Origin of the sequence: Microbacterium sp. UBA1612, from assembly GCF_002321605.1 — a bacterium.
GTDB lineage: Bacteria > Actinomycetota > Actinomycetes > Actinomycetales > Microbacteriaceae > Microbacterium > Microbacterium luteum.
Window position 1 is genome coordinate 140,103 of sequence record NZ_DCMW01000014.1, and the last position, 24,796, is coordinate 164,898.

The 24,796-nt window shown below is 69.7% G+C and carries 25 protein-coding genes and 1 riboswitch; of the genes, 13 read left to right on the top strand and 12 right to left on the bottom strand.

The genetic code is table 11. From position 1 onward, the window contains the following. Nucleotides 1-35 precede the first annotated feature (35 nt). From fgd to B3S45_RS06165, 5 genes are all read right to left on the bottom strand, one after another. The gene (gene fgd / locus B3S45_RS06145) at nucleotides 36-1,055 is read right to left on the bottom strand and encodes a glucose-6-phosphate dehydrogenase (coenzyme-F420) (protein ID WP_286718062.1); all 1,020 of its coding nucleotides are present in this window, start codon (nucleotides 1,053-1,055) and stop codon (nucleotides 36-38) included. After that, on the bottom strand, nucleotides 1,052-2,578 hold the full coding sequence (locus B3S45_RS06150) for a flavin-containing monooxygenase (protein ID WP_286718064.1): 1,527 nt from the start codon (nucleotides 2,576-2,578) through the stop codon (nucleotides 1,052-1,054). Before B3S45_RS06150 ends, fgd begins: the two co-directional genes overlap by 4 nt. Then, nucleotides 2,575-5,016 carry a 7,8-didemethyl-8-hydroxy-5-deazariboflavin synthase CofG gene (gene cofG, locus B3S45_RS06155; protein ID WP_286718067.1) on the bottom strand — a complete coding sequence of 814 codons (2,442 nt, stop codon included), beginning with the start codon at nucleotides 5,014-5,016 and terminating at the stop codon, nucleotides 2,575-2,577. The genes B3S45_RS06150 and cofG overlap by 4 nt, the downstream gene beginning before the upstream one ends. Nucleotides 5,017-5,232: 216 nt before the next feature. Beyond that, nucleotides 5,233-6,645, bottom strand: a complete 1,413-nt coding sequence (locus tag B3S45_RS06160; protein WP_286718070.1) for an HNH endonuclease signature motif containing protein — start codon at nucleotides 6,643-6,645, stop codon at nucleotides 5,233-5,235. Nucleotides 6,646-7,196: 551 nt separating this feature from the next. After that, complete coding sequence (locus tag B3S45_RS06165; RefSeq protein ID WP_286718073.1) at nucleotides 7,197-7,886, bottom strand: nucleotidyltransferase domain-containing protein; 690 nt, start codon at nucleotides 7,884-7,886, stop codon at nucleotides 7,197-7,199. A gap of 111 nt (nucleotides 7,887-7,997) precedes the next feature. On the opposite strand from B3S45_RS06165, the gene B3S45_RS06170 reads away from it, so the two are divergent. Then, nucleotides 7,998-8,960: a reductase gene (locus B3S45_RS06170; RefSeq protein ID WP_349675984.1), complete on the top strand. Its 963-nt coding sequence runs from the start codon at nucleotides 7,998-8,000 to the stop codon at nucleotides 8,958-8,960. 33 nt (nucleotides 8,961-8,993) lie between these two features. Here the strand turns inward: B3S45_RS06170 and B3S45_RS06175 are convergent, their stop codons facing one another. Next, nucleotides 8,994-9,422 (bottom strand): hypothetical protein, encoded by a 429-nt coding sequence (locus B3S45_RS06175; protein WP_286718079.1) that lies wholly within the window; start codon nucleotides 9,420-9,422, stop codon nucleotides 8,994-8,996. Between the two features lie 360 nt (nucleotides 9,423-9,782). On the opposite strand from B3S45_RS06175, the gene B3S45_RS06180 reads away from it, so the two are divergent. Genes B3S45_RS06180 through B3S45_RS06190 form a run of 3 tightly spaced genes read left to right on the top strand, consistent with a single transcriptional unit; the run spans nucleotide 9,783 to nucleotide 10,755 of the window. After that, on the top strand, nucleotides 9,783-10,139 hold the full coding sequence (locus B3S45_RS06180) for a hypothetical protein (RefSeq protein WP_286718081.1): 357 nt from the start codon (nucleotides 9,783-9,785) through the stop codon (nucleotides 10,137-10,139). Further along, the gene (locus B3S45_RS14690; protein ID WP_422662296.1) at nucleotides 10,046-10,414 is read left to right on the top strand and encodes a ribbon-helix-helix protein; all 369 of its coding nucleotides are present in this window, start codon (nucleotides 10,046-10,048) and stop codon (nucleotides 10,412-10,414) included. Before B3S45_RS06180 ends, B3S45_RS14690 begins: the two co-directional genes overlap by 94 nt. After that, nucleotides 10,411-10,755, top strand: coding sequence for a type II toxin-antitoxin system PemK/MazF family toxin (locus B3S45_RS06190; protein ID WP_286718086.1), 345 nt, complete (start codon nucleotides 10,411-10,413; stop codon nucleotides 10,753-10,755). The genes B3S45_RS14690 and B3S45_RS06190 overlap by 4 nt, the downstream gene beginning before the upstream one ends. A 107-nt stretch (nucleotides 10,756-10,862) precedes the next feature. Here B3S45_RS06190 and B3S45_RS06195 read toward each other — a convergent pair whose 3' ends face one another. Then, on the bottom strand, nucleotides 10,863-11,252 hold the full coding sequence (locus tag B3S45_RS06195; RefSeq protein WP_194383239.1) for a heavy metal-responsive transcriptional regulator: 390 nt from the start codon (nucleotides 11,250-11,252) through the stop codon (nucleotides 10,863-10,865). Nucleotides 11,253-11,349: 97 nt separating this feature from the next. Between B3S45_RS06195 and merA the strand changes: the two genes are divergently transcribed. Continuing rightward, the gene (gene merA / locus B3S45_RS06200) at nucleotides 11,350-12,726 is read left to right on the top strand and encodes a mercury(II) reductase (RefSeq protein ID WP_286718090.1); all 1,377 of its coding nucleotides are present in this window, start codon (nucleotides 11,350-11,352) and stop codon (nucleotides 12,724-12,726) included. A gap of 5 nt (nucleotides 12,727-12,731) precedes the next feature. Here merA and B3S45_RS06205 read toward each other — a convergent pair. The 4 genes from B3S45_RS06205 to B3S45_RS06220 all read right to left on the bottom strand — a co-directional run bounded on the left by B3S45_RS06205 (nucleotide 12,732) and on the right by B3S45_RS06220 (nucleotide 15,743). Continuing rightward, a protein-coding gene (locus tag B3S45_RS06205) for an IS5 family transposase (RefSeq protein WP_414683076.1) occupies nucleotides 12,732-13,617 on the bottom strand; the annotation gives its coding sequence in 2 pieces (ribosomal slippage) (nucleotides 12,732-13,262 and nucleotides 13,264-13,617; 885 coding nt in all). 48 nt (nucleotides 13,618-13,665) lie between these two features. Next, entirely contained in the window at nucleotides 13,666-14,178 is a 513-nt protein-coding gene (locus B3S45_RS06210; protein ID WP_286718093.1) for a hypothetical protein, read from the bottom strand. Nucleotides 14,179-14,204: 26 nt separating this feature from the next. Further along, a complete protein-coding gene (locus B3S45_RS06215; RefSeq protein ID WP_286718096.1) occupies nucleotides 14,205-14,777 on the bottom strand; it encodes a dihydrofolate reductase family protein in 573 nt (190 codons plus the stop codon). A 99-nt stretch (nucleotides 14,778-14,876) separates the two neighbouring features. Continuing rightward, on the bottom strand, nucleotides 14,877-15,743 hold the full coding sequence (locus tag B3S45_RS06220) for an AraC family transcriptional regulator (RefSeq protein WP_286718098.1): 867 nt from the start codon (nucleotides 15,741-15,743) through the stop codon (nucleotides 14,877-14,879). Between the two features lie 142 nt (nucleotides 15,744-15,885). Here B3S45_RS06220 and B3S45_RS06225 point away from each other — a divergent pair, with 142 nt between their 5' ends. The 5 genes from B3S45_RS06225 to B3S45_RS06245 are packed head-to-tail and all read left to right on the top strand — an operon-like array spanning nucleotide 15,886 to nucleotide 19,928. Further along, entirely contained in the window at nucleotides 15,886-16,323 is a 438-nt protein-coding gene (locus tag B3S45_RS06225) for a hypothetical protein (protein WP_286718100.1), read from the top strand. A 32-nt stretch (nucleotides 16,324-16,355) separates the two neighbouring features. Beyond that, nucleotides 16,356-17,435: an enoyl-CoA hydratase/isomerase family protein gene (locus tag B3S45_RS06230; protein WP_286718102.1), complete on the top strand. Its 1,080-nt coding sequence runs from the start codon at nucleotides 16,356-16,358 to the stop codon at nucleotides 17,433-17,435. 4 nt (nucleotides 17,436-17,439) lie between these two features. Then, entirely contained in the window at nucleotides 17,440-18,330 is an 891-nt protein-coding gene (locus B3S45_RS06235) for an LssY C-terminal domain-containing protein (RefSeq protein ID WP_349675985.1), read from the top strand. Beyond that, a complete protein-coding gene (locus tag B3S45_RS06240; RefSeq protein ID WP_286718105.1) occupies nucleotides 18,327-18,926 on the top strand; it encodes a hypothetical protein in 600 nt (199 codons plus the stop codon). The genes B3S45_RS06235 and B3S45_RS06240 overlap by 4 nt, the downstream gene beginning before the upstream one ends. A gap of 48 nt (nucleotides 18,927-18,974) precedes the next feature. Beyond that, nucleotides 18,975-19,928: a J domain-containing protein gene (locus B3S45_RS06245; protein WP_286718107.1), complete on the top strand. Its 954-nt coding sequence runs from the start codon at nucleotides 18,975-18,977 to the stop codon at nucleotides 19,926-19,928. 17 nt (nucleotides 19,929-19,945) lie between these two features. Here the strand turns inward: B3S45_RS06245 and B3S45_RS06250 are convergent, their stop codons facing one another. Continuing rightward, complete coding sequence (locus B3S45_RS06250) at nucleotides 19,946-21,487, bottom strand: D-alanyl-D-alanine carboxypeptidase (protein ID WP_286718108.1); 1,542 nt, start codon at nucleotides 21,485-21,487, stop codon at nucleotides 19,946-19,948. Between the two features lie 39 nt (nucleotides 21,488-21,526). Then, a riboswitch (TPP riboswitch) is annotated at nucleotides 21,527-21,637 on the top strand. Between B3S45_RS06250 and B3S45_RS06255 the strand changes: the two genes are divergently transcribed. The 3 genes from B3S45_RS06255 (at nucleotide 21,630) to B3S45_RS06265 (ending at nucleotide 24,744) form a co-directional block, all read left to right on the top strand. Beyond that, on the top strand, nucleotides 21,630-22,256 hold the full coding sequence (locus tag B3S45_RS06255) for an ECF transporter S component (protein ID WP_071045484.1): 627 nt from the start codon (nucleotides 21,630-21,632) through the stop codon (nucleotides 22,254-22,256). Its footprint overlaps the riboswitch before it by 8 nt. After that, nucleotides 22,256-23,968 (top strand): ABC transporter ATP-binding protein, encoded by a 1,713-nt coding sequence (locus B3S45_RS06260; RefSeq protein WP_286718112.1) that lies wholly within the window; start codon nucleotides 22,256-22,258, stop codon nucleotides 23,966-23,968. The genes B3S45_RS06255 and B3S45_RS06260 overlap by 1 nt, the downstream gene beginning before the upstream one ends. Beyond that, the gene (locus B3S45_RS06265; protein WP_286718115.1) at nucleotides 23,965-24,744 is read left to right on the top strand and encodes an energy-coupling factor transporter transmembrane component T family protein; all 780 of its coding nucleotides are present in this window, start codon (nucleotides 23,965-23,967) and stop codon (nucleotides 24,742-24,744) included. The genes B3S45_RS06260 and B3S45_RS06265 overlap by 4 nt, the downstream gene beginning before the upstream one ends. Nucleotides 24,745-24,796 lie beyond the last annotated feature (52 nt).

Below are 24,796 nucleotides of genomic sequence, written 5' to 3' on the forward strand. Positions count from 1 at the left end.
GCACGCGCGCGACGACGAAGCAGCCACGACGCGGGTCACGAGGCGTACTTCGCGCGCAGGCGCGGGAGGATCTCCGCCCCGTACATGCGCAGGAACTCGGCCTGGTCGTGGCCGGGGTCGTGGAAGACGAGGTGCCGGAAGCCGAGCTCGATGTACTCCGAGATCCGCTCGACGTGCTCGTCGGGGTCGGTCGAGACGATGAAGCGCGAGGCCGCCCGTTCGATCGGCAGCTCGGCCGCGCGCCGCTGCATCTCGATCGGATCGTGCACGTCGCGCTTCTCCTCGGGCGTGAGCGCGAGCGGGGCCCAGAACCGCGTCTTCTCGAGGGCGGTGTCGTGGTCGGGGTGATACGACACCTTCACCTCCATGAGGGTGTCGATCGCGTCGGATGCGCGCCCGGCCTTGCCGAGGCCGTCCGCCAGCGCGGGCAGCAGCGTGTCGGTGTACAGCTCGCGGTTCTTGCCGCTGGTGGTGATGAACCCGTCCGCGATACGTCCGGCGAGGCGGGTGGCGGCGGGTCCGGCGGCGCCGATGTAGATCGGCACCGGATGCTCGGCGCCGGGCCGGTCGTAGATGGTCGCGTCCCTCACGGAGTAGTAGGTCCCGTCGTACGTGACGCGTTCGTCGGCCCAGAGCTGCTGGATCATCAGGATCGCCTCTTTGAGGCGCTGGAACCGCTCCGGCGCGTCGGGCCATTCCAGCCCGAGCGTCACCTCGTTGAGCGCCTCGCCGGTGCCGACGCCGAGAACGACGCGGTCCGGGAACATCACCCCCAGCGTCGCGAAGGCCTGGGCGATCACGGCGGGGTGGTAGCGGAAGGTCGGCGTGAGAACGGATGTGCCGATGAGCACCCGTTCGGTGCGGGCCCCGAGCGCGCCAAGCCATGGCAGGGCGGCGGGGGCGTGGCCGCCGTCGTGCATCCAGGGCTGGAAGTGGTCGGAGAGGAACACCGAGTCGAAGCCCATCTCCTCGGCCAGCACGCCGAACTCGACGAGTTCGCTCGGGCCGAACTGCTCGGACGATGCCTTGTAGCCGAAGCGCAGCGGAAAGGTCATGATGCTCCTCCTGGGAAGGGACGTGGGCGCAGCGTGGGGGTGGATGCGGTGGTCGCGGCAGCAGGAGCCGGGGCGAGGAACTCGGATCCGTCGGCGCGTGCGAGCCGGTCGCGGAAGGCCTCGACGGTGCCGGGCCACAAGAGCGTCAGTCGCCCGGACCGGGGGTCGACGTACCAGTTGCGACAGCCGCCGGTGATCCAGGGGGTGGATGCGGCGGCGCGGTCGATCTCGGCCGTGTACGCCGCTTCGGCGGCCGGGTCCACCCGCAGCACGCCGCCGGCGACGCGTTCGCGGCGCGCGAGGGTGCGCACGGCGTACGCGGCCTGCTCCTCGAGCATGAGCACGGAGGAGTTGTGGCCGAGCGAGGCGTTGGGTCCGTTGAGCACGAAGAGATTGGGGAACCCGGCGACCACGGTCGAGGCGAACGAGGTCATCCCGCTGCTCCAGTGGTCGGCGAGGGTGCCGTCCTCACCGGTGACGAGGTCGGCGTACGGCTGCTGCGCCGAGGCGAACCCCGTTGCGAGCACCAGTGCATCCACCTCGTGTCGGGAGCCGTCGGCTGCCGTGAGAACATCGCCGTCGACGGCGTCGAGCGCGGCCGGAACGAGGGTGACCGCATCCGAGACCACCGCCGGATAGAACGCGTCCGACAGCAGCACGCGCTTGCAGCCGAACGCATAGGCGGGGGTGAGGGCGTCGCGCAGCGCCGGGTCGGCGACCTGCGCGCGCAGGTGGTCCAGGGCCGTGCCGCGCGCAAGATCGGCGGCCGCGGCATCGCCGGAGCGCGATGCGAACCGCGCCTCGCCCTCGGCATACAGCGTCGCGCGAAGGTCGGCGAGGGTCTCGGGATGCTCCGCGAAGCGTCGACGCTCGGTGGGCGAATACGCGCGCTCGCCGCGGGGCACGATCCACGCCGGCGTGCGCTGGAACAGGGTCACGTGCGCACCACGGCGCACCAGTTCCGGCACGAGCTGCACGGCGCTCGCTCCGGTGCCGACGACGGCGATACGGCGCCTCGCGACGGGAACGGAGTGGTCCCAGCGGGCCGAGTGGAACAGCGGCCCAGGGAACGTCTCTAGCCCCGTGATCTCGGGGATGAGCGGTTCCGTCAAGCGGCCGCACGCGAGGGCGAGGGCATCGGCGATCACGGTGTCGCCGTCGGAGGTGCCCACGCGCCAGGTCGACGAGTCGCGGTCCCACCGGGCGCCGGTCATGCCCGTGCGCAGACGGGTGCGGTCGGTCACGCCGGCGCGGTCGGCGACGTCGGCGAGGTAGCTGTGGATCTCGGCCCCGGGCGCGAACACGCGGGACCAGTCCGGATGCGGGTGGTCGGCGAACCCGTACAGGTGCGAGGGCACGTCGCACGCGACGCCCGGGTAGGTGTTGTCGCGCCACGTGCCGCCGACGCTGTCGCCGCGCTCGAGCAGCACGAACGACTCCCGCCCGTCGCGCAGCAGGGCGAGCGCCATGCCGATCCCGGCGAAGCCCGCACCGACGATCGCGACCTCGACGCGCACGGTCATCGGATCGGGGTCTTCCGATTCGCCGGCGGTTCGCGGTAGTCGGTGGTGCGCTGGCGGAACGGGCGGAAGAGTCGCCCGACGAGGGCGGCGGCATCCGGAACCGGCAGGTCCTGGCCGTGCTCGATGCCCGCCTCGGGCTTGACGCGTCCGTCGAGCAGCGTGCCGCCGAGATCGTCGGCGCCCGACTGCAGCAGGATGGCGGCGGCCTCGCGGCCGACGCGGGGCCAGGGCACCTGGATGTGCGAGATCGAGCCGGAGAGCATGAGGCGCGAGACGGCGACCATGGCTCGGTGCTCGTCGATAGCCGGCCGCCCGTCGACGAGCGGCACGCCGCCGCGCGGCCCGGGGAGGGGGATCGGGACGAACTCGCGGAATACGCCCGTGACGGACTGGATCTCGCGAAGGCGGCGCAGGTGTGTGACGCGCTCGCCGGCGGTCTCGACGTGTCCGTAGAAGAGCACCGACGTCGAGGAGAATCCGGCGCGATGGGCGGCGGTGATGCCCTCGACCCAGCGGTCGGTTTCGAGGTCGGTGGGGGCGATCTCGGCGCGAACGCGTTCGCTCAGCACCTTCACGCCGGTGCCCGGCACGGTGTCGACGCCGGCGTCTTTCATCGCGGTGAGCGCGGCGGTGAGGCCGATGCCGGCGCGGTCGGCGAGGTCCCACACGTCTTGCGGGCGGTAGGCGTGCAGGTGCAGGTCGGGCTGCGTGGCCTTCACGGCTCGCGCGATGTCGAGGTAGGCCTCGGGGGAGACGTCGGCGGGCAGCATCCCCTGCACGCACAGTTCGGTCGCGCCGAGCTGCCACGCGTCGTCGGCGATGGCGGCGACGTCGGCAAGGTCGAACTGCGCCGGGTCGGCGGCATCCGGTGCGGTGCGGAACCCGCTGGAGGTGAGGTTGCGGTTGACGACCAGGCTCACGGCTTCGCCGACGGTGTAGCGGCGCACGTCGTCGGCGGCAGCGGCGAGGGCGTCGAGGTCGGTGCCGGTCACCTGCAGCAGGTTCTGCCACTCGCCGTCGTCGAGCGATCCTGCGTCTGCGGCGGCGCGTGAGATCAGTCGGCCGAGGTCTCCGGCGCGCACGCCGCCGATTGCGCCCTTTCCTGCCGAACCCACCTCTTCCCGGCGCTCGGAGGGCGTTGTCTCGGCGGGATCGGGTGGGCTCGACGCGCCGGATGAGTCGCCCGGCCGCGGCGGACCCGGCACGGCGAGTCCCGTTGCCGGGTCGGCGACGGCGGCGACGGGCGCGTGCATCGCGGAATCGAGCCACTCGTCGGGGTCGGCGATGAACTCCGGATGCGCCGTGAGGCGCTCGCGCAGGAGGAACCCGAGGTCTTCGGTGGCCGTCGCGAGGTCGTCGAGGTGCGGCCAGGGGCGCTCCGGGTTGACGTGGTCGGCGGTGAGGGGGGAGACCCCGCCCCAGTCATCGGCGCCGGCGCGCACCAGGAGGGCGAACTCTGTCGTGTCGGAGAGGTTCGGCGGCACCTGCACCCGCATCCGGGGGCCCAGCACGAGGCGGGCGGCGGCGACCGTGGCGACGTACTCGAGAAGGTCGGCGTCGGGTGCCGACTGCATGGCAGTGCGGGGCTTGGCGCGGAAGTTCTGCACGATCACCTCTTGCACGTGACCGTGGCGGGCATGGGCGTCGCGCAGGGCGATGAGCGACTCCGCCCGGTCGCGCACGGTCTCGCCGATGCCGACGAGGATGCCGGTGGTGAACGGGATGCGGGCACGCCCGGCATCCTCGATCACGCGCAGTCGCACGTCGGGGTCTTTGTCGGGAGATCCGTAGTGCACCTGCCCGGGTTCTTCGTAGAGGCGGCGGGAGGTGGTTTCGAGCATCATGCCCATGGAGGGGGCGGTGGGGCGGAGCGTGCGGAGCTCGTCGGCGGTCATCACACCGGGGTTCAGGTGCGCGAGCATGCCGGTCTCGGCGGTGATGAGGCGGGCGATGTGGGCGACGTAGTCGAGGGTGGAGGCGAAGCCGTGGTCGTCGAGCCACGCGCGTGCTTCCGGCCAACGCTCTTCGGGGCGGTCGCCGAGGGTGAGCAGGGCTTCCTTGCATCCGAGTGCCGCGCCCTGCCGCACGACCGAGAGCACTTGCTCGTCGCTCATGAACACGGGCTTGCGCTTCTTCAGGAGCTGGCCGGGGGTGTCGACGAAGATGCAGTAGTGGCATCGGTCGCGACAGAGGGTCGTGAGCGGCACGAACACCTTGCGCGAGTAGGTGATCACGCCGGGGCGGCCGGCGCTTTCGAGGCCCGCATCGCGCATGGTTCCGGCTGCTGTCAGCACGGCGTCGAGGTCGTCGCCGGCGGTGAGAAGCGTGACGATCTCGTCGACGGTGAGGTCGACCTCGGCTTCGGCGCGGACGATCGCGCTTCGCACCGAGGGCGCGCTCGCGGCCCCGGTGGTCCGGGAGGGTTCGAGCAGGGTCACCTCCCCAGTCTCGCACCGAGCGTCTGTGCCGGCTCGATCGACTGTTGCGGATCGGTCGACAGTGGGCTGCGTCGACGCGCGCCATCTCCGACACGAGCCATCCCGGCACGAGCCACGTTGACACGAGCCAGATCGACACGCGGCACCTCGACACGAGCCAGGTCGACACGCGGCACCCTCGACGCGGTGGGATGCGGCGGGGCGACGATGAGTTGCTCAGAAGGGTAGTGCGGATGCTTCTGGCTCGGGTGGGTCCGCGTCGCCCGGGCCGCCGACCCCGTCGGGCATGAACATGACTCGTGGTGGTGGGTCGTCGTCGTATTCCAGGCCTGATGGTGCGGTGAAGTGCAGTCTTCCGCCGGGCATTTGGACGACGGTCCATCCGGCGGCTTGTTTCAGCGCGTGGTGGCTTTCGCAGAACGCGCCCATATTCTCGATGTCGGTTTTGCCGCCGAGTGCCCAGTCTTCGCGGTGGTCGATGTCGCATTCGGTGGCGGGTCTGCGGCATCCGGGGAACCGGCACCGGATATCCCGCGCCACCAGATACCGCTTCTGAGCCGGTGTCGCGAAGCGTCGGTCCACGGCGAGGACGACACCGGTGATGGGGTCGAGGAAGACCCGGTCGAAGCCGGGGGCGTTGCCGGCGAGGATCTTCGCCGTCTCCGGGTCCACCGCGCACTTCCCGTTCAGCTGCGCCCCGCCCAGGGTGGTTCCCGCGAGTGTGGTGGCCGGGACGGTGATCTGCACGTGCCCACGGATCGCACCCAACCCACCCTCGACCCCGGTCGGGTCGACGGAGGGGGAGGCGGTGAGCATCATGTCCAGCAGCAGGTCGGTGCGGATCTGGTCCAGCGTGCGCTCATCGAACCACACACCCGGCGCCACCTCGGTGCCACCCGTCCCCACGTAGGCACCGCCTACCTCTGACGGCGCACCGTCGCCCGTCCGCGTCTCGGTGGTGTTGCGGCGTGCGGCACGGTCGGCGGCTTTGATCGTCTTCCCCTGCCGGGTGAGCCGGTCATAGACCCCGTGGACCTCCACGGATGGTCCGATCGTGCCGAGCATCGACATCCCATCCCGGAGGTCCTCCACCCAGATGCGTCGATCGAGCAGGGCGTCGTCGTGACGTTCCTGGATCGACCGAGGGTTGAGGTTCTCCGCGACCTGCTCCGCATACGACCGCACCCTCGCCGGGGAGGTCGTCTCGGCATAGTCGAGCACATCCCGCTCATACGACTCGCGAGCGCCCGGGTCGGCCAGTTCGGCACCGGTGTCGACGATCACCTTCACGTGGGCTCGGGACACCCGGCCCGCGTGCCACGACTCCCACGCCGCGGGGAACTGCGTCACGGTGCGGTGCGCTTCGAACAGGCGGGTCTGCATCGTGCGGTCACTGACCCGCTTCGCCACCGCGAGTTCGGCGGCCATCGCCCGCAACGGCATCTCCCGCTCCCGCGTCGACGCATCCCGCAACCGCGCCGTCTGCTGCTGGGTGAGGGCATACGCCTCGGCATACAACCGTTCACGCTCCGCCTGAATCCGCGCTTCCGCCGCATCGAACGCCGCGATCTCAGCAACCAGCTCACGCGTGCGAACCCGGTCCGCCCCACCCTGCTGGTCGATCGCCATCACAGCCCCCGCTCGATCTCCGACTACCTCGAGCGTAGAACCAACGTCAGACATTGATCCGATGCAATGTGGAACTTGGGGACAACACATTCATACACAAGTACGAGCAGGTGAAGACGCACCATTTGTGCCGACACGCTGCAGCCGGCGGCGAGTTTCGATGTGACAACGGCGGCAGTACGGCACGCTGTGTCACCGGCCGTTAGACCACAAGCATGAGGATCTAGAAGACCGCGATGACGCTGGCGGCGAGGAGGAGCCATCCTTTCCATGTGGACCCCGCATTGGGCCGCTCCGCTGGCTGATCGAGGCCGAATTGTGCACGGAGGCGGAATGCTTCCTGTTCGAGTCGCTCTCATTTTTCGTACCTGCGCAAACGCCCCGCAATGGTTCACCGCGGAGTCACAGGCTGCTCTGCAGTCACATACTGCGGATCCTCCGCGCCGTGACCCGCAAGTTGTGACTGCAGAGTGGAAATCGAGACCCGGGATCCGACCCGACGGGAGGCGCGAAGCGGAGCGGTAGGTAGACCGCGAGACCTCGACCACGATTCAACGGACGAACCCTGCTTGGACTCGCCCACCGGCGCGGTCGAGTTCCTCCTCGGCTCGGTCTGCGAACGCAAGGACGTCGCCGTCGACAAGCGGGCGGGCCAGGGTGTCCGCACGCGCCTCACTCAGTCCGCGAAGACGACGCGGCAGATACTTGCCCGCGCCGATCCAGCGACGCTCTGACAGCAGCATGAGTTCGGCAATCCGCTCAAAGAGTGCGAACGCCACGACCCGTTGCTCCAACGGGTCCGTCGCGTCTCTGAGGTCGTCGATCAGGTCAGTGATGGCGTATCGGCGCAGCTCCATCTCATGCGGCGAGACCACGGGACCTTCGTCATAGATCGTCCGCCACTCCGCTCGCAACGGTGCCACTTCCGCTGCTCCGCGGACCGGGATTCCCTCGAGGAGCATATTGAGGATGACGGGTCGGTAATCGCCGAGACACTTCCGCGCCCATTGCTCGAACCCGTCGGAAGAATACGCGAACACTTCGAAGGTCTCGCCTTCGAAAGCGAACGTCGCGGCGAGGCTGCTCGCGTGTGCGGCCAGCATGTGATCGCCGATAAGGAGCAGATCAATATCGCTGGTCCGCGTACGATTCCCACGCGCCGTGCTGCCGGCAACGACGGCGACGGCTGCGCCGGGGAACCTGTCAACGAGGAACCGCTCCACCAGGTCGATCTGCTGCACCTGCCGATCGTACGAGCGAAGCACGCCGTTTGTGGACGCCTTTCGTCGTTCGAGGGCCCGCGGGTCGTCGACGCGGCTCCGAAGTCGTCGCCGACATGGTCCACTAGGGGGATGCGAGCGTTGGTGCTGGGCGGGACGGCATGGCTCGGGCGTGCGATCGTCGGAGAGCTCTTGCGTACCGGGGCCGATGTCACATGTCTCGCGAGAGGTGAGTCGGGGGCCGTGCCCGCAGGCGCACGGTTCGTGCGTGCCGATCGCCGAAAGACTGATGCCTACGATGTGGTGCGTGGAGAGTGGGATGAGGTCATCGAACTCTCCTCCGAACCTGATCTCGTCGAGCCTGCGTTGACCGCGCTGACTGACAGCGCGTCACATTGGACACTCGTGTCTACGGTGTCCGTCTACGCTCGCAACGACGAGCCCGACGCCGACGAGTCAGCTGCGCTTGTCGAACCAGCGGACCTGGCACAGTACCCGGATGCCAAAGTCCACGCGGAGCGACATGCTGCAGGGCGGGTTGGATCACGTCTGTCGATCGTTCGCCCCGGCCTCATCGTCGGGCCGGGTGACCAGAGCGATCGATTCGGCTACTGGCCGGCACGATTGAGTAGGCGTGGACCCGCATTGACTCCGACGACCGAAGGCCGATTCGTTCAGGTCATCGACGCTCGCGACCTCGCTGCCTGGATCGCGCTCGCAGCCCGGAGCGAACACGTGGGCGTCACCAACGCGATCGGGGAGCCTCACCCCATGGGCGACTTCTTCCGAGGTGTTTCCGAGATCGCCGGGTACGACGGGGAACTCGTCGCAGTCGATGATGAGGCGCTGCTCGCGAACGACGTGCGATACTGGGCCGGCCCTCGCTCTCTGCCGCTGTGGCTACCCGCATCTGACGCCGGATTCGCACGGCGAAGCACCGCGACCTTCCACGCAGTAGGTGGTGCCACGCGCCCCATCGAGCACACGGTGGCCGATGTCCTTGCGGACGAGCGCTGCCGCGGCGTCAACCGTGAACGACGATCTGGTCTCACGAGTCTCGAGGAGCAAGCGGTTCTTTCCCACGCTCGTGCCTGAAGAGACCGGATGTTCCAGCCCGAATAGATCTCGTCAGTCGGGCGTCGCAGAGTGCGCGACTTGTGCGGGGCGCCTAGTGATGAGTGGTCGGAGTGCAAGGGAGGTGATGGCGATCAGCGCGGTGGTCATCGTGAGGCTGTCTCGCCCCCCGATTCTCAGCCATCCGAACAGCCCGCCGCTGTAGGGCGCCTCACCGAGTTCCGGAATAGCCGGGCCGAACTCCCATACCGTGTATGAGGCGACCGCCAGCGCAAAGGTCACGAGGGCGAACGCGATGTTGGCAGCGGCCGCCGAACCGGGCGTCAGTCGAATCACGCTCAACATGAGCGCACAGATTGCTACGCAGCCGACAACTGCCGTGATGGCGAGGGGCAGGAGTGGGATGTGCGGGCCGACAACGCTGTCGATGTCGTTGCTGATCGGGTGCAGAGCGACTCCATCTTGAGCGGCTGAGATGCGCATGCTGAGGTATCCGAGAACGAGCACGAACATTGTCCCCGTGATTGCTCCAATTGCTGTCCACATCAATCGCCTCACGCGGCGCCACGATACGCACTGAGCCGCGGTGTCGCGAGTGCTGAATCGCGTGACCTTCGCTGATGGCGCACGGCGGAAGATTCGCGGTTTAGTCGAGCGTCAGGCGATCTCGGCCAGGGGTCCAGACAGCCACGCCTCCACTTCTTACGGCCGTCGCAGGCGGACGACGGTGGGGCTGGCGTGCTTGGACCGTCTTGATGAGCAGGCGCATCTTGACCCCGGATTCGGAACTCGATCTGGAGGGCCGTTGTGTCGTAGACCTTGGTGAACGCGGGGCTCCCCGTCATGCTCGGCTCACTTGGTGCACTCTTCGCGGATGGGAATCGGCGGCCGTGGGCGGCTCTTCTTCCTGCACCGTTCCTGCCGCTGATCGGGGTCCTACTCGTCATCGGTGACCTGGAGGCCACACCCAACCTCGCCGAGCAGGTCGGGCAGAGACTTGCGGACAACATCGCCTTGTCTGTTCTCTTCTTCACCACCTACGTCGTCGGATTGATAGGCATGATCGCGCTGCCGATGATTGCGAGGCGGGAGGGCCGGGTTGGCAGATGGCGAGTCACCCTGAAGGGGGCTGTCATCGCACCCGCAGTCGTCGTCCTTGCGGGTGCGATGGGGGCATCTCTCGTCTGCGGATTCGGGTAGACGGCCGAGGCGCAACCTGTCGGCGTCGGTATACTCAGAGTATGACGACGACGATCAAGGTCAGCGACGAGCTGCGTGATCGGCTCAAGGCTCAGGCCGGGCGTGACGGACTCACCCTTGGCGCACACCTGGAACGCCTCGCCGATGCCGAGGACCGGCGAGCGCGCCTCGCCGCGCTCAAGTCCGCTATCGGCGCGACGAGTCCGGAAGATGCTGCTCGTCATGCACGGGAGACCGAGGACTGGGAGAGCACGGAACTGGCCGACGCTTCGTGAGGTCGCTTGATCTCGCACCGGGTGTCGTTGCGTGGGCTGCGCTCGAGCCCGTGCGCGGCCGCGAGCAGGGTGGGCATCGACCCGTCCTCGTCGTAGCGTCATCCGGGTACTTGGATGCCGTGACAACGCTGGTCATCGCGTTGCCGATCACGACGACGGATCGCGGTTGGCCCAATCACGTCTCCGTGGAAGGGCCTAGCGGGCTGTCTAAACCTTCCTGGGTCATGACGGAACAGCCTCGGACTCTGACGCGCGACCGCCTCACAGGGGTCACCGGCGAGGTCTCGCCCACGTGTCTGAGCACCGTGCGCACATGGCTCGGTGACTTCCTCGATCTCTAGCCCCACGCACGGGTAGCCGTCTGCCGCTAGGCCGTGTTGATCAAGATTCTCTCGCCGTCATGGGACCGGCCGCTCCTCAAACAGCTGGCGTGTTTATGTGACCCAGCTCAGAGGTATTGGCAGATCGATTCGGGAGTGCAGGTCTCCGGCGGCGTCTGCTGCGCATGCTCCCGAAGTTCGGCGATGCTCGCGCGCAGGAGCCGTAGCTGCGCGACCTGCTCGTCTATCTCGACCAGGCGGCGGTCAAGGAGATCCCGCACATGGCCGCATGGCGAACCGCCCGCGTCACGAACATCGAGAATCTTGGCGGTTTGAGCGAGTGTGAGTCCCACTGCGCGAGCCCGGCTGATGAACTCGAGTCGTGCCACGGACTCCTCCCCGTAGCTGCGGTATCCGCCAGGGGTGCGGTCGGGCGGCTGAAGCAGCCCTCGCTCCTCGTAGTACCGCAGCGTCGACGGTCTCGTCTTCGTCTTGTTCGCGAGTTCTCCGATCCGCATCCTGACGAACCTCCGTTATCGACTTGACCTTCAACCGAGCTTGAAGGTCCATGCTACGGGCGTGGCCACATGAACGGCCCGGCCTGAAGGAGCGATCATGACCCGGAACGATGAGTTCGATCTTGCGGTGATCGGTACGGGCGGCGCGGCGATGTCCGCGGCGATCCACGCTCGGCTCGAAGGAGCGAGCGTGGTCGCCATCGAGTCCGGAACGCTCGGCGGCACCTGTGTGAACATCGGCTGCGTGCCCTCCAAGACCCTCCTCGCGGCCGCGCACACCCGCCATGACGCGCTCGCCAACCCCTTCCCCGGCGCCCCGACGACCGCCGGCGGGGTTGACCTGGGCGAGCTCATGCAGCAGAAGGACGACCTGATCGGCATGCTTCGACAGACCAAGTACGCCGACATCGCCACCGCGTACGGATTCGGCATCACGCCCGGCACCGCGACGTTCGCCGATCCGACAACCCTGCTCGTCGACGGCCAACCCGTTCGCGCCAAGTCGTATCTCGTGGCCACCGGTGCCGAACCGCACATCCCGACCATCCCCGAACTTGAGAACGTCGACTACCTCACCTCGACCACCGCCATGGAACTGACCGTGTTGCCCCATTCGCTAGTGGTGATCGGCGGCGGATTCGTCGGCCTCGAACAAGCCCAACTCTTCGCCCGCCTGGGCGTGGACGTCACCATCGTCGGCCGCCTCGCCCCACACGCCGAACCCGAACTTTCCTCCGAACTCCGCAAAGCGTTCCTTGCCGAGGGAATCACCGTCATCAACGACCGAGCCGCAACCATCACCCCCGACGGCGACCGGGTCCGGGTGAGCACGCAGACCGGAAAGGAAGCCACCGGCGAGCGCATCCTCGTCGCCACCGGGCGAACCGCCCGCACCAGGGGCCTCGACCTGACCGCGGCGGGCATCGCGACCGACGAGCGCGGCTTCATCATCGTCGACACGCAGCAACGGACCACGAACCCGGCCGTGTTCGCCGCCGGCGACGTCACCGACGCACCGCAGTACGTGTACGTCGCCGCGATGGCCGGGAAGATCGCAGCCCGCAACGCCCTCGGTCAGCGCGAGCACGTCGACTACACCGGGCTTCCCTCCGTCCTCTTCACCTCACCCCAGCTCGCCTCCGCCGGGATCACCGAAGCCGAAGCCCTGGCCGCCGGGTATCGGTGCGCCTGCCGCTACCTGCGACTATCCGACGTGCCACGCGCCATCACGAACCACAACACTCGCGGTGGCATCAAGATCGTCGCCGACGCCGACACCGGCAAAGTCCTCGGCATCCACGCCCTCGCCGAGACCGCCGGAGAGATGATGCTCGCCGCGACCTACGCCATCACCGCCGGATTCACCGTCACACAACTCTCCGACACCTGGGCCCCGTACCTCACCATGGCCGAAGGCATCCGCCTGACCGCGAACCTCTTCCGCAACGAACTCCCTACCTCCTGCTGCGCCTGAACCGTTCACCCGAGGTCGGACTTGATCCAGATGAGCGCGGCGGCGAGGCTGATCGCGGCGCGGTAGTTGCGGGCGGTCTTGTCTGAGCGCATCGCGATGCCACGCCACCGCTTGAGCTGGTTGAAGCAACGCTCCACGACGTTCCGGCCGCGGTACCGTGTGCGCTGCTCATCACCGAAGTCGATCGGCCGACCCGGCTGCTTCCGGCGGTGAGCGATCTGGTCATCACGCTCCGGAATCGTCGCAGCGATGCCGCGGGCTCTCAGCCACGCACGGTTCGCCTTCGATGGGTACCCCTTGTCCGCGATCACCCGATCCGGCCGGATCCGTGGCCTGCCGGTCGTCGGCCGCGGGACGCGGATGTGCTCGAGGACGGTGGTCATCATCGTGGTGTCGTTGACGTTCCCGCCGGTGAGCACCCATCCCAACGGCCGCCCGCGGCCGTCCGCGACCAGATGGACCTTGCACGTCAAGCCGCCACGTGAGCGGCCGATCGCGTGATCAGGGGGCTCGGACCACGGATTCTTGTGATTCGAGAGATCCCCCTGTGTCCCGTCGCAAGGTCGCGCCGTCCTGATGCACGCGCGCAATCGTGGAGTCGATCGAGACCACCCAGTCAAGCTTCCCGGCGGCGTCAGACTGCCGCTGCACCTCAGCAAGCAGCCGGTCCCAAGTGCCATCCTGCGCCCACCGGGTGAACCGCTTGTAGATCGAGTTCCACTTCCCGAATCGCTCCGGAACATCCCGCCACGGCGCCCCAGTGCGGTACTTCCACGCCATTCCCTCAACCGCGAGTCGATGATCGGTCCAAGGCCGCGACCGGCCCCTCACCATCGGCATCAACGGCTCGAGCACAGCCCACACCTCGTCAGAGACCTCGCAACGCGTCACCGCTCAAGACTCGCCGACCGCACCCCGAAACCACTTGATCAACACGCCCTAGGCATCGCGCGGCTTATCTTCGTCAGATCGCCTCCGGACAGCGTCTGCGATGGCGAGTGCTGCAGCTGCGGTGAGTGCGACCGCGCTGAAGAGATAGAGAGCCATCGACCACCCCGAGTGGTCGCCGCCGGAGACGAGGAACGTGTCCGCCACGGCCATTCCCGACGGAAACGAGGCGATGAACAGAGCAGGGGCGCCCAGGGCGAGCATGAAGAGGTAAGCCAAGGCTGCGCCCAAGGGCGTTGCTCGGTTCCACAGCAGAACGGACGCGAGCACGAGCGCCAGGACGATTCCGCCGCCGAGCACGGTGAGGGTCAGTGGGATGCCGGGAGATTCGCCCGCTTGCGAGATTCCGCCGTAGATCTCGGACAGGCCGGCTCCGGGCACCGCCGCCAGCGGGTTCAGTGCCAAGATCTGCAACGCCGCGAGAACGGCGTAGAGGATGATCGCGCCGCAGCCGGTCACCACCACCATCCACACGGGCGCCGGCTGCTTCGGGAGAACCGACATACCCGAACCTTGCCGCTTGGCAGACCTCACTCCTCCGCGCCCCGCACCGCGTGCTCGGTGGTCACCCATCCGGAGCCGACATGGCTGGCGACCTGGGTCATGACGGTCTGTTCGAGATCGGATGGGGTGGGCCCGCGTCCGCTCCCGATCAGGCTGGGGATGTGACGAAGGCGCAGCACGTCAACCAGGTCGGCCCGGAAGAGCGCATCCGTGAGTTGCAGGCTTCCCCAAACGAGCAGATCGCCATCGGTCTCGTTGCAGAGTCGCACGAGCGTCTCGAGCGGATCTCCGGGTTCGATGATTCCCGGCGCATGGTCACCCCACGGGGCTGCTCCGATCGAACTGCTGACGATGTGCTTGGGGAGAGTGTTGATCGGCCCCGCGACGGGCTCGTCGCGGGGATCGACGTTCGGCCAGTACTCGACGAACATCTCATACGTCTTCCGTCCGAGCACGATCGCACCGACGTGCTCCAGCATCTCGAGCTGGTCTGAGTCGGTGCTGTCGATCGGCGCCGCGTCCATGAAACCCATCCCACCGTCGGAGTCCTGCACGAAACCGTCGGCGGTGATGATCTGCTCCACGATGATGCGACCCATGCGTCGACGATAGGCGCGCCACCCCTGGCGCGCCAGGGATTGCCGAGGTCACGAGGCAGCGTCCCATCGTGCGGACTCCTGCCGACCGCCCGCGCCGGATCAGCCGCGCTCGACGGGCAGCCAGAGCTCGCACGTGGCCGTGCTGAAGTCGGGCGCCCTATCGAGCACCGAAACGATCGAGGGGCCCGGCCGCAGTCGCCACGGATTCGACGGGAACCAGTCGGTCGCCGTCGCCGCCCAGGTGCGCTGCAGCTCGGCCGGGTAGGCGCCCTCGGAGCGGAACGCCGCCCAGGTGCCGGCGGCAACCTCGATCACGTCGAGATCATCGGGCACGGTGACGTCGTCGCTCACCGCAACGCCGTGCAGGTACGTCAGCTCGCTGCCCTCGGCGTAGTCCGCATCGACGTCGGCACTCACCTGCAGCAGGCCCGCCGGCTCCGTGTCGCCGAGCTCCTTCAGCCGCGCGTGCGCGGTCTCAGGCAGCCCGGCGATATGGGCCTGGATGTGCGGATTGACGCCCTCGTGGATGAGCGGCACGCGCACGGCGTGTCCGACGAGCCGGAAAGCGGGGCGATCGATGAGACGGGTGTCCATGGGGTTGTTCCCTTCGACGGTCAGGCGGAACCTGAGTTGCGGTTGCGCGCGAAGAGGAGCCGCGTGCCGGCGCACATCCGACGGTGAGACATCATGGACCGAGCGGAACGCGCGGTTGAACGCCTCCGTCGAGCCGTAGCCCCAGCGAACCGCCACCTCGAGCAGATCGTCCGATCCGCGCAGGTCGGCCGCTGCGAGCGTCATGCGACGACGTCGCACGTACTCCGACAGCGGCATGCCCGCCAGCGACGAGAACATGCGCCGCAGGTGATACTCCGTCGTTCCCAACGTGCGCGCGAGGCCGGCGATGTCGATCTCATCCGAGATGTTCGCTTCGATGCGCTCGACCAGACGGTTCAGCGATCCGATCACGGCTTCCTCCTTCGCCCCACAGCCTTCCGCGGCCGAACGAACCGCGCCCGACAATCGTGGCCCGATCGAGTCGTCTCGATTGTTGCCTGTCCGTGAGCAAAACGGTTCTGGCGGGTCGGATGCCGCTGGCAGACTAGAGGGCATGGTCACGCTCCTGCTCGATTCGGCGCACCTCGAGGTCGCGCTGTCGGGTGCCGAGCGTGCGCTGGCATTCCGCAAGGAGAACATCCGCGTGGACCGGTCGGCCATCGCGAAGGTGCAGTTGACGGAAGACCCGTGGCACTGGCTGCGCGGCGTCGCCCACCCCGGAACCTACGTGCGCGGCGTCATCGCGATGGGAACGTGGGAGTCGACCGGCGCGAAGGACTTCGCGATCGTGCGCCGTCGCCGCGCCGGCGTCGTGATCGACCTCGACGGCCACCCGGACTTCCAGCGTCTCGTGCTCACGACCCGTCACGGCATCGAACTCGTGCAGGCTCTGCGCCTCGACGCCGAAGACGAGCCCGCCGATGTCGTGACCCTCGCCGCGACCGGAGCGATCCCGACCGCCTCGGTCGACGACCAGCACCCCGCAACCTGATCCGGGGTGGATGCGCGCGATAGCGTGAGGGGGTGAGTGAAACCACACCCGCCGCCGCCCCTGCCGGCGATGTCGACGTGCTCGTGCGGGTGCACGCCGCCCTCGGTCATCTCACGCTGAACCGGCCGCGGGCGATCAACGCGCTCACCCTCGACATGGTGCGCCACCTCACCGACGCGCTGGACACCTGGCGCGACTCGCCCCACATCGACCTCGTGCTCCTCGACGGCGCCGGTGATCGCGGACTGTGCGCGGGAGGCGACGTGCGGGGCCTCCGCGAACAGATCATCGCCGGGAACCCCGAGGCCACCGGGGATTTCTTCCGGGCAGAGTACGCACTGAACGCCGCGATCGCGGAGTACCCGGTGCCGATCGTCGCCTACGCCGACGGCATCACCATGGGCGGCGGCATCGGGCTCGCGGGCCACGCCCGCATCCGGATCGTCACCGAACGCTCGCGCCTCGCGATGCCCGAGACCCGCATCGGCTTCACCCCCGACGTCGGCGGAAGCCTGCTCCTGGCGCGTGCGCCGGGCCGCCTCGGCGAGTACCTGGCTCTCACCGGCGCCACGATGACCGCCGCCGACGCGCTCTATGCCGGATTCGCCGACCACCTCGTGCCGACGATGCACCTCGCCCCGCTCGCCGAAGCGCTCGAGACCCGCGCCGACCCGGGGTCGCCGTCGGAGATCGTGCTGCTGTTCGACGACACCCCCGACACCTCCGCGCTCGAGCAAGCACGCGGATGGATCGACGACGCCTTCGCAGCCCCCACCGTCGCCGAGATCGTCGAACGGCTGCACGCCAGCGACGTGCCCGAGGCGCGGGAGACCGCCGGCACCCTCCGCGAGCTCTCCCCGACCTCGCTGACCATCACGCTCGAAGCGGTGCGCCGCGCACGGCGCCTTGACCTGAGGCAGGCGCTCGACCAGGAGTACCGCCTGGCCCAGTGGTTCGCCGTCACACAGCCCGACCTCGCCGAGGGCATCCGCGCGCAGCTGGTCGACAAGGACCGCTCGCCGCGCTGGGAGCCGGCATCCCTCGACGCCCTCGCCCCCGACCTGGTCGACGAGGCGTTCTCGTTCGTTCCGTCCGTGCCGCTCTGGGGGTGACACCATGGCCCGCCGACCCATCACCCGGCACCGTCGCCGATGGTCGCTCGGCATCGCCGTCGACTGGTTCTTCTTCACCTTCGCGGGGCTCGCGGCCATCTGGCTCGCGTACCTGAGCTTCACCGAATCGTTCAGCCTCGGATGGTGGGGCATCCTCGGCGTGCTCGCCTTCTGGGTGCTGCTGGCCTACCTCGTCCTGCCGCGCCTGCACCGCATCCTCACGACGGTGTACGTGCCCGAGTACTTCATCGGCCGCGCCCGCACCAGCGACGGACTGCTCGGCGACCCCGTCAACCTCGCCTTCATGGGCGACGGCGACCAGATCGAGGCCGCGCTGCGAACCGGCGGATGGACGCGCGCCGACGACGTCACCCTCGCGTCGTCGTGGCGCATCATCAGCTCGACGATGACCCGACGCAGCTACGAGCACGCCCCGGTCAGCCCGCTCTTCCTCTTCGGCCGCCAGCAGGACTTCGCCTACCAGCAGGAGGTCGACGGCAACCCCGGCCAGCGGCACCACGTGCGGTTCTGGCGATGTCCGGACGGATGGCTGCTACCCGGCGGCCGCCGCGTCGACTGGCTTGCCGCCGGCACCTTCGACACCTCCGTGGGACTGTCGCTGTTCACCCTCCAGGTCACCCACAAGATCGACGCGGACACCGACATCGAGCGCGACCACATCGTCGCCACCGTCTCCGCCGACCGCCGCGTGCGGGTGGAGGTCATCGAGGACTTCTCCACGGGCTACCACGCGCGAAACGGCGGCGGCGACAGCATCCGCACCGACGGAGACCTGCCGATCGTCGACGTGCGCGGCGTGCCTGCCGTGGCGGGGCCAGGTGCCGCGCCAACGTCGGACGCCGCGCCGGGGCCCGGGAGCGAGGTGATCCCATGAGCACGCCCGAGTCCCGGCGCCCCTCGCCGCGCGACGTGCCCAAGCGTCACGCCTACGAACCGCCGGCGAGCCTCCTTCGCCGACCGGGCTTCGATCCGCACATGAAGCGCCCGCTCAGCACGCTGGCCGGGGGCATCCTCGTCATCCTCAGCGCCTTCGCCGCCGCGCTGTTCATCGCCGACGTCGCCCTGCGATGGTTCACCGACACCGCCGACGAGGTCGTGTGGATGCTCGGAGACAGCGTGACCCCGGACGCTCGCCTCGCGGGGCTGTATGCCTTCCTCGGCATCGGCGGATTCTTCGTGCTCGCCGAGCTCGTGCTCGCCGTCTTCGTGCTCCGCGGGCGCAACGGCCCGCGCGTGATCGTCATGACCTACTCCACGATCACCATCTGCGTGACCTTCGCGGGCTGGTGGGCCGGCGGACAGGACGTCACGTTCGAGACCAGCCTCATCTCGGTCGCCACGGACGTGCTCATCCTGCTCGCGCTGTCGTCGCAGGACGCCGCCGCCTATGCCCGCCGCTTCGAGGTGGTCGCCGACACCCCGGGTGAGCCGCCGGCGAACCTGGGAGCCGGGCAAAGGGAATCTCAGTAGCCTGGACTCCTCACCGCCGCGCCCGCGACGGGAGTGCTGGGAGGCGCCGTGTTCGACAGTCCGCTGTCCGCGTCCGCCTACGATCTGCTCGGTGTGGACCCCGCCGCCGACGCCGAGACGCTCCGCCGGGCCTACCGCCTGAAGCTGCGGCAGTCGCATCCGGATGTCGGCGGGGACGCCGCCGTGTTCGTGCAGGTGCAGCGGGCGTGGGAGCTGGTCGGCACCGCCGACGCGCGCGCGTCGTACGACCGCCGCAACGGATTCGCCGGCGCCGGCGAGGCAGGAGCGCCGTCGTCCGAACCTGCTGCCGACGCCGAGAAGCCGGCGTGGAGCAGCCCCGCTCCGCCGCCTCGCGCGAACGCGCGCCCGGACACGCGCCCCCGCGCCCGCAGCCACGGACAGCCGGGCGGATGGCGCCGCGAGAAGTACCTCGAGCTCATCCGCGAATGGGTCGGCCGCGGCGTCGAGATCCCCGACCCGTACGCCCCGCACCTGGTGCGCTCGGCTCCCCACGAGGTGCGCCGGCTGCTCGCCGACGCGCTCGCCGAAGAGGCCACCGCCGTGATCGTCTCCGAGCTCGGCATGGGCTACACCGCGTGGCACGACATCGACGCGGGCCGGGCGAAGCTCGATCACATCGTGCTCGGACCGAGCGGCCTCTACGGCATCCTGTCCGAAGACTTCGGCCGCCCGGTGCGCATCAAGCGCGGCGAGGTCGCCGACGTCGACGGCGGTCCGATCTCCACCCACGTCGCCGCGATGCGCGCGGTCGGGCGCGCGGCACGGGTGAAGTTCGGCGGGGCGATCATCGTGCTTCCGGACGACGACGTCGAGCACGCCATCCAGGAGATCGGCAAGGTGCGCGGTGTGCCGACCGCCGTCGTGGGCCGGTCCGCGCTGTCGACCGTGCTGCGTCGGGGGATCACCGGCACCCGGCCGCTGGGCGGCACCGAGGTCTTCGAGGTCCGCACGCGCCTGCAGGCCGCGGTGCGCTTCGCCTGACCCTGACCTGCTCGGGCTCAGCCGGCCAGGCCGAAGAGGTCGAGCGGATGCGTCAGCCGCCACCACGGGTCGGGGTCCTCGATGTCGTCAGCGAGCTCGAGCGTGACGGTGGTGGCGTCGAGGGGACCGTCCACCGACATGGTCCCCACCACCTCGCCGTCGCTGCGCGCATCGTCCAGATCGTAGGACGCGTCGACGGTCGCGCTGCCCCCGTCCCACAGGATCACCGACGCGTCATCCGACACGACGATGTCGACATCCGACCCCCACAGTGTGGTGACGGCGCCCGCCACCGTGCCGGCGGTCACCGACGGCTCCGGCTGCAGGTTCGCGACGGCCTGCTCGTACATCGAACGCGACGCGTCATCGCGCCCTTCGGCGTCGACCTCGCCCAGCACCGAGGCGTAGAGGCGGACCGTCGTATCGCCGATGGCCACCTCCTCGGCGGAGAGCAGGTTCCAGCTCTCGTCGAGCGTGCCGGTCTTCACGCCGACGACGCCCTCATCCGCCAGCAGAGTGTTGGTGTTCTCGACCAGGCCGGCTCCGGGCAGGTCGACCGAGCGCGTGGCCACGATCTCGGCGATCACCGGGTCGGCGAGAGCCCGGGATGCGAGCGCGAGCAGCGACGCCGGATCGGCGGTGTTGCCTGGATCGATGCCGGTCGGCTCGACGACGGTGATGCCGTCGAGGCCGTGCTGGGCGAGCCACGTGTTCGCGGCATCGGCGAAGAGGGCGTCTGAGGCCCAGATGCGGCTGGCGAGGCGGTCGGCGTAGTTGTTCGCCGACCCGATCAGCATGCCCTGCAGCATCTGGTATTCCGTCAGCGTGCCGCCGACCGGCACATCCAGCGCCGATTCGTCGCGATAGCGGTATTCCCAGTACTCGGCGCTGTCGGCGGCCGAGAAGGAGTAGTCCGGACCCGACTCGCCGACGGCGAGCGGCATCCGGTCGAGCACGAGCAGTGCGGTGACGACCTTCGTGATGCTCGCCATCGGCGCGACCGCGTCGGAGGAGGCGAGGGTCGACGAGATGCCCGCGACGGACACCGCCGATGAGCCCGGCTCGGGCCATGACATCTCGAGCGGGGTGGACGCGATCGGCGCGACCTCGATCGGCGTGACCGTCGGGGCGACGGCGTGGAGCGGCCAGAGCAGCGTCGTCGCGGCGTAGGCGCCGACCACGAGCGCCGCTGCCGCGGTCGGCCACACGACGCCGGGGCGCCAGAGGCTCCGACGCGGACGCTTCGCGAGCAGATCGGCTCCGACCGAGGTGTACGACGTGGTCGCGGAGGACAGGTCCACCGGCGCGGCGGTGCGGGCGAGCGTGGCCGCGTCGACCCAGGCGAGCGCGGCCGTAGTCGGTCCCGCCGCGGGGGTGTCGGTCGGCGCCACCGTGCCTTCGCGCTCCGCAGTCGCGTCGGGCTCCGTGGCGGCGTCGGGCTCCGTTGTGACATCGGGCTCCGTTGTGACGTCGGCGGTCTGGGCGGACTCGGGCGCGGACGAGCCCCCGCGCTGCCGCAGCGACCGGCGCGTCGTCGGCGGTGCGTCCTCCACAGTCACCCCGCCAAACTATCGCGTCGCTCCCGCGTTATACTCATCGGCACACACCGCGGGAGTCCGACGAGTCGGGCTGAGAGGGAGCGAAACGCGCTTCGACCGCCGAACCTGATCCGGATCATGCCGGCGCAGGGAGGGAGTAATCATGCACGCGTCCACGCGCACGTCCACATCCGATTCCGTCACGACGGGCCGATTCCGCTGGCGCATCGTCGATATCGTCGTCGCCAGCGTCATCGCCGTCGCCTGCGCCGGGATCTTCCTGGTCTGGAACGTCGCCTACGAGGGGCCGTCGTCCCTCCTCACCCCGCTGCTGCCGGGAGTGCAGGGCCTGCTCGCAGGTCCGTGGCTCATCGCCGGCGTGCTCGGCGGCCTCATCGTGCGCAAGCCCGGCGCCGCGCTCTACACCGAGACGGTCGCCGCCGTCATCTCGGCCCTCGTCGGCAACGCGTGGGGGCCGCTGACGATCGTGTCCGGCCTCGTGCAGGGTCTCGGCGCCGAGCTGATCTTCCTGGTCTTCGCCTACGCCGTGTGGCGCCTGCCGGTGGCCCTGCTCGCCGGCGCCGGTGCCGGTCTCGCGTGCGGCATCAACGACCGCATCCTCTGGTACCCCGGCGCCGACGTGCTGTTCACCACCGTCTACATCGCCTCCACCACGGTCTCCGGCGTCGTCATCGCCGGCCTCGGCGGCTGGCTGATCATGCGCGGCCTCGCCGCCACCGGTGCGCTCAGCCGCTTCGCCGCCGGGCGTGACGTCGCCCAGCGCGTGTAGTGGCCGCATCCGCGACACCCGCCGTCGAAGCGCAGGGGTGGGGATGGCGCTACGCCACGCGTCACGCGTGGGCGGTGCGGCAGACCAGCTTCCGGATCGACCCGGGCGAGCGCGTGCTCCTTCTCGGCGCATCGGGGTCGGGCAAGTCGACGCTGCTGCAAGGCATCGCCGGCGTGCTCGGCGGCGCGGACGAGGGGGAGCAGGAGGGTCGGCTGCGCGTGGCGGGGGCTGCGCCCGCCAGCGCGCGCGGCGCATCCGGACTCGTGCTGCAAGACCCCGACGGCCAGACCGTGCTCGCCCGCGTCGGTGACGACGTCGCTTTCGGGTGCGAGAACCTCGGGGTGCCGCGCGAGGAGATCTGGCCGCGGGTGCGGCACGCCCTCGACGCCGTCGGGCTCGACGTGCCCCTCGATCGCGCGACGGCCGCGCTGTCGGGCGGGCAGAAGCAGCGTCTCGCGCTCGCCGGAGCGGTGGCGATGCGACCCGAGGTGCTGCTGCTCGACGAACCGACCGCGAATCTCGACCCGGCGGGCGTCGTGGAGGTGCGCGACGCCGTCGCACGCGCGCTCGACGCCACCGGCGCGACCCTCGTCGTGATCGAGCATCGCACCGACGTGTGGCTCCCGCTGGTCGACCGCGTCATCGTGCTCGCCCCCGGGGAGGGCGTGGTCGCCGATGGCTCGCCGCACGATGTGCTCGGCCCCGCCGCATCCCGCCCGCCCCGCACGCCGAGCCCTTCCCGGCCGTCGAGCCCTTCCCGGCCGTCGAGTGCACGGGAACTCGCCGAGCGCACGGGTTCTGGCGCGCGAGTGGCCGTGCACTCGGCGGAAAGTCGTGCACTCGGTGCGGCGGAGGCTGGCGCCGCGCACGACGCGGCGCACGACGAGGCCTCGAGGGGTGAGGATGCGGTGCCGCGGCGCGCGCGGGAGCTCGCGGCAGACGGGGTGTGGGTACCGGGCGTGCCGCCGGCGTACCCGCCGGAGCCGACGGCACGCCCTGGCGAGGTGCTGCTCAGCGCCCGCGACCTCGTCGTCGCGCGCGTGCCGGGAACGCCGGTGGCCGGCCCGTTCGATCTCGACGTGCGCGCCGGCGAGGTGCTCGGCGTCGTCGGGGCGAACGGTGCCGGAAAGTCCACGCTCGGTCTCACACTGGCGGGGCTCCTCCCTCCCGAGTCGGGCGTCGTCGAGGCCGCGCCGAACCTGGCCGCCGGCGCGACGCCACGACGACGGCGCGACGGCGAGAGCCGGCATCCGGTGCAGTGGTCCTCGCGCGCGCTGCTCACCCGCATCGGCGCCGTGCTGCAGGATCCGGAGCACCAGCTCCTCGCACGGACGGTGCGGGAGGAGCTCGAGGTCGGCCCGCGCGCACTCGGGCTGCCGGCCGATCGCATCGCCGAGCGCGTGGACGAGCTGCTCGAGCGGCTCCGCCTCGCGCCGCTCGCCGCCGCGAACCCCTACACGCTTTCCGGGGGTGAGAAGCGACGCCTCACCGTCGCGGCGGCCCTCGCGACCCGGCCGCGTGTGCTCGTGCTCGACGAACCCACGTTCGGGCAGGATGCGCGCACGTGGGCGGAACTCGTCGCGATCATCGCGCGGCTCCGCGACGGCGACGGCGACGATCCGCCCCTCGCGGTCGTCGCCGTCACGCACGACGCCGCGGTGCTCGAGGCGCTCCACGCCCGCCGGTTCGTCGTGGGAGAGGTGCCGGCATGAGTCCGGATGCCGGGCGCGGCGTCGTCGCGCGCCTGAACCCGGTGGCCAAGCTCGGCGCGGCCCTCGCGATCGCGCTGCCGCTCGTGGTGACGATCGATCCCGTCTCGGCGCTGGTGGCCTTGCTGCTCGAACTGCCTCTCCTTCTCGCGGCGGGACTCTCGCCGCGGCAGTTCTGGCTGCGCACCCTCCCGCTGTGGATCGCCGCACCCGCCTCGGCGGTCACGATCGCGCTCTACGGCGCCGCGTCGGGGGAGGTCTACGTCGAGTGGCTGTTCGTGCGCATCAGTGAGGGATCGCTGATGCTGGCGCTCGCGACCTTCCTGCGGGTGCTCGCGATCGGGCTCCCGGCCGTGGTGCTGTTCGTCACCGTCGACCCCACCGACCTCGCCGACGGGCTGGCGCAGATCGTGCACCTTCCCGCGCGGTTCGTGCTCGGAGCGCTCGCGGGCATGCGCATGCTCGGGCTCCTGACCGACGACTGGCGCGCGCTCGCTCTGGCTCGGCGTGCGCGCGGCGTCGCCGACACCGGCCACCTCCGGCGCGGGTTCGGGATGGCGTTCGCGCTGTTCGTCCTGTCCATCCGCCGGGGTTCCTCGCTCGCCACTGCCATGGAGGCGCGGGCGTTCGGAGCCCCCGGCCCGCGCACGTGGGCGCGCGAGTCCCGCTTCGGTCGCGGCGACACCCTGCTGCTGCTCGCGGGCTTCGCCATCAGCGCGACGGCGCTCGCCGTCTCGATCGCCGTCGGCGCCTTCAATCCCATTCTCGGCCCCTCCTGACGCATCCACGCCCGCCGCCGCGCCGCCGGTGGCGCGGCCGCCGGGCGCATCC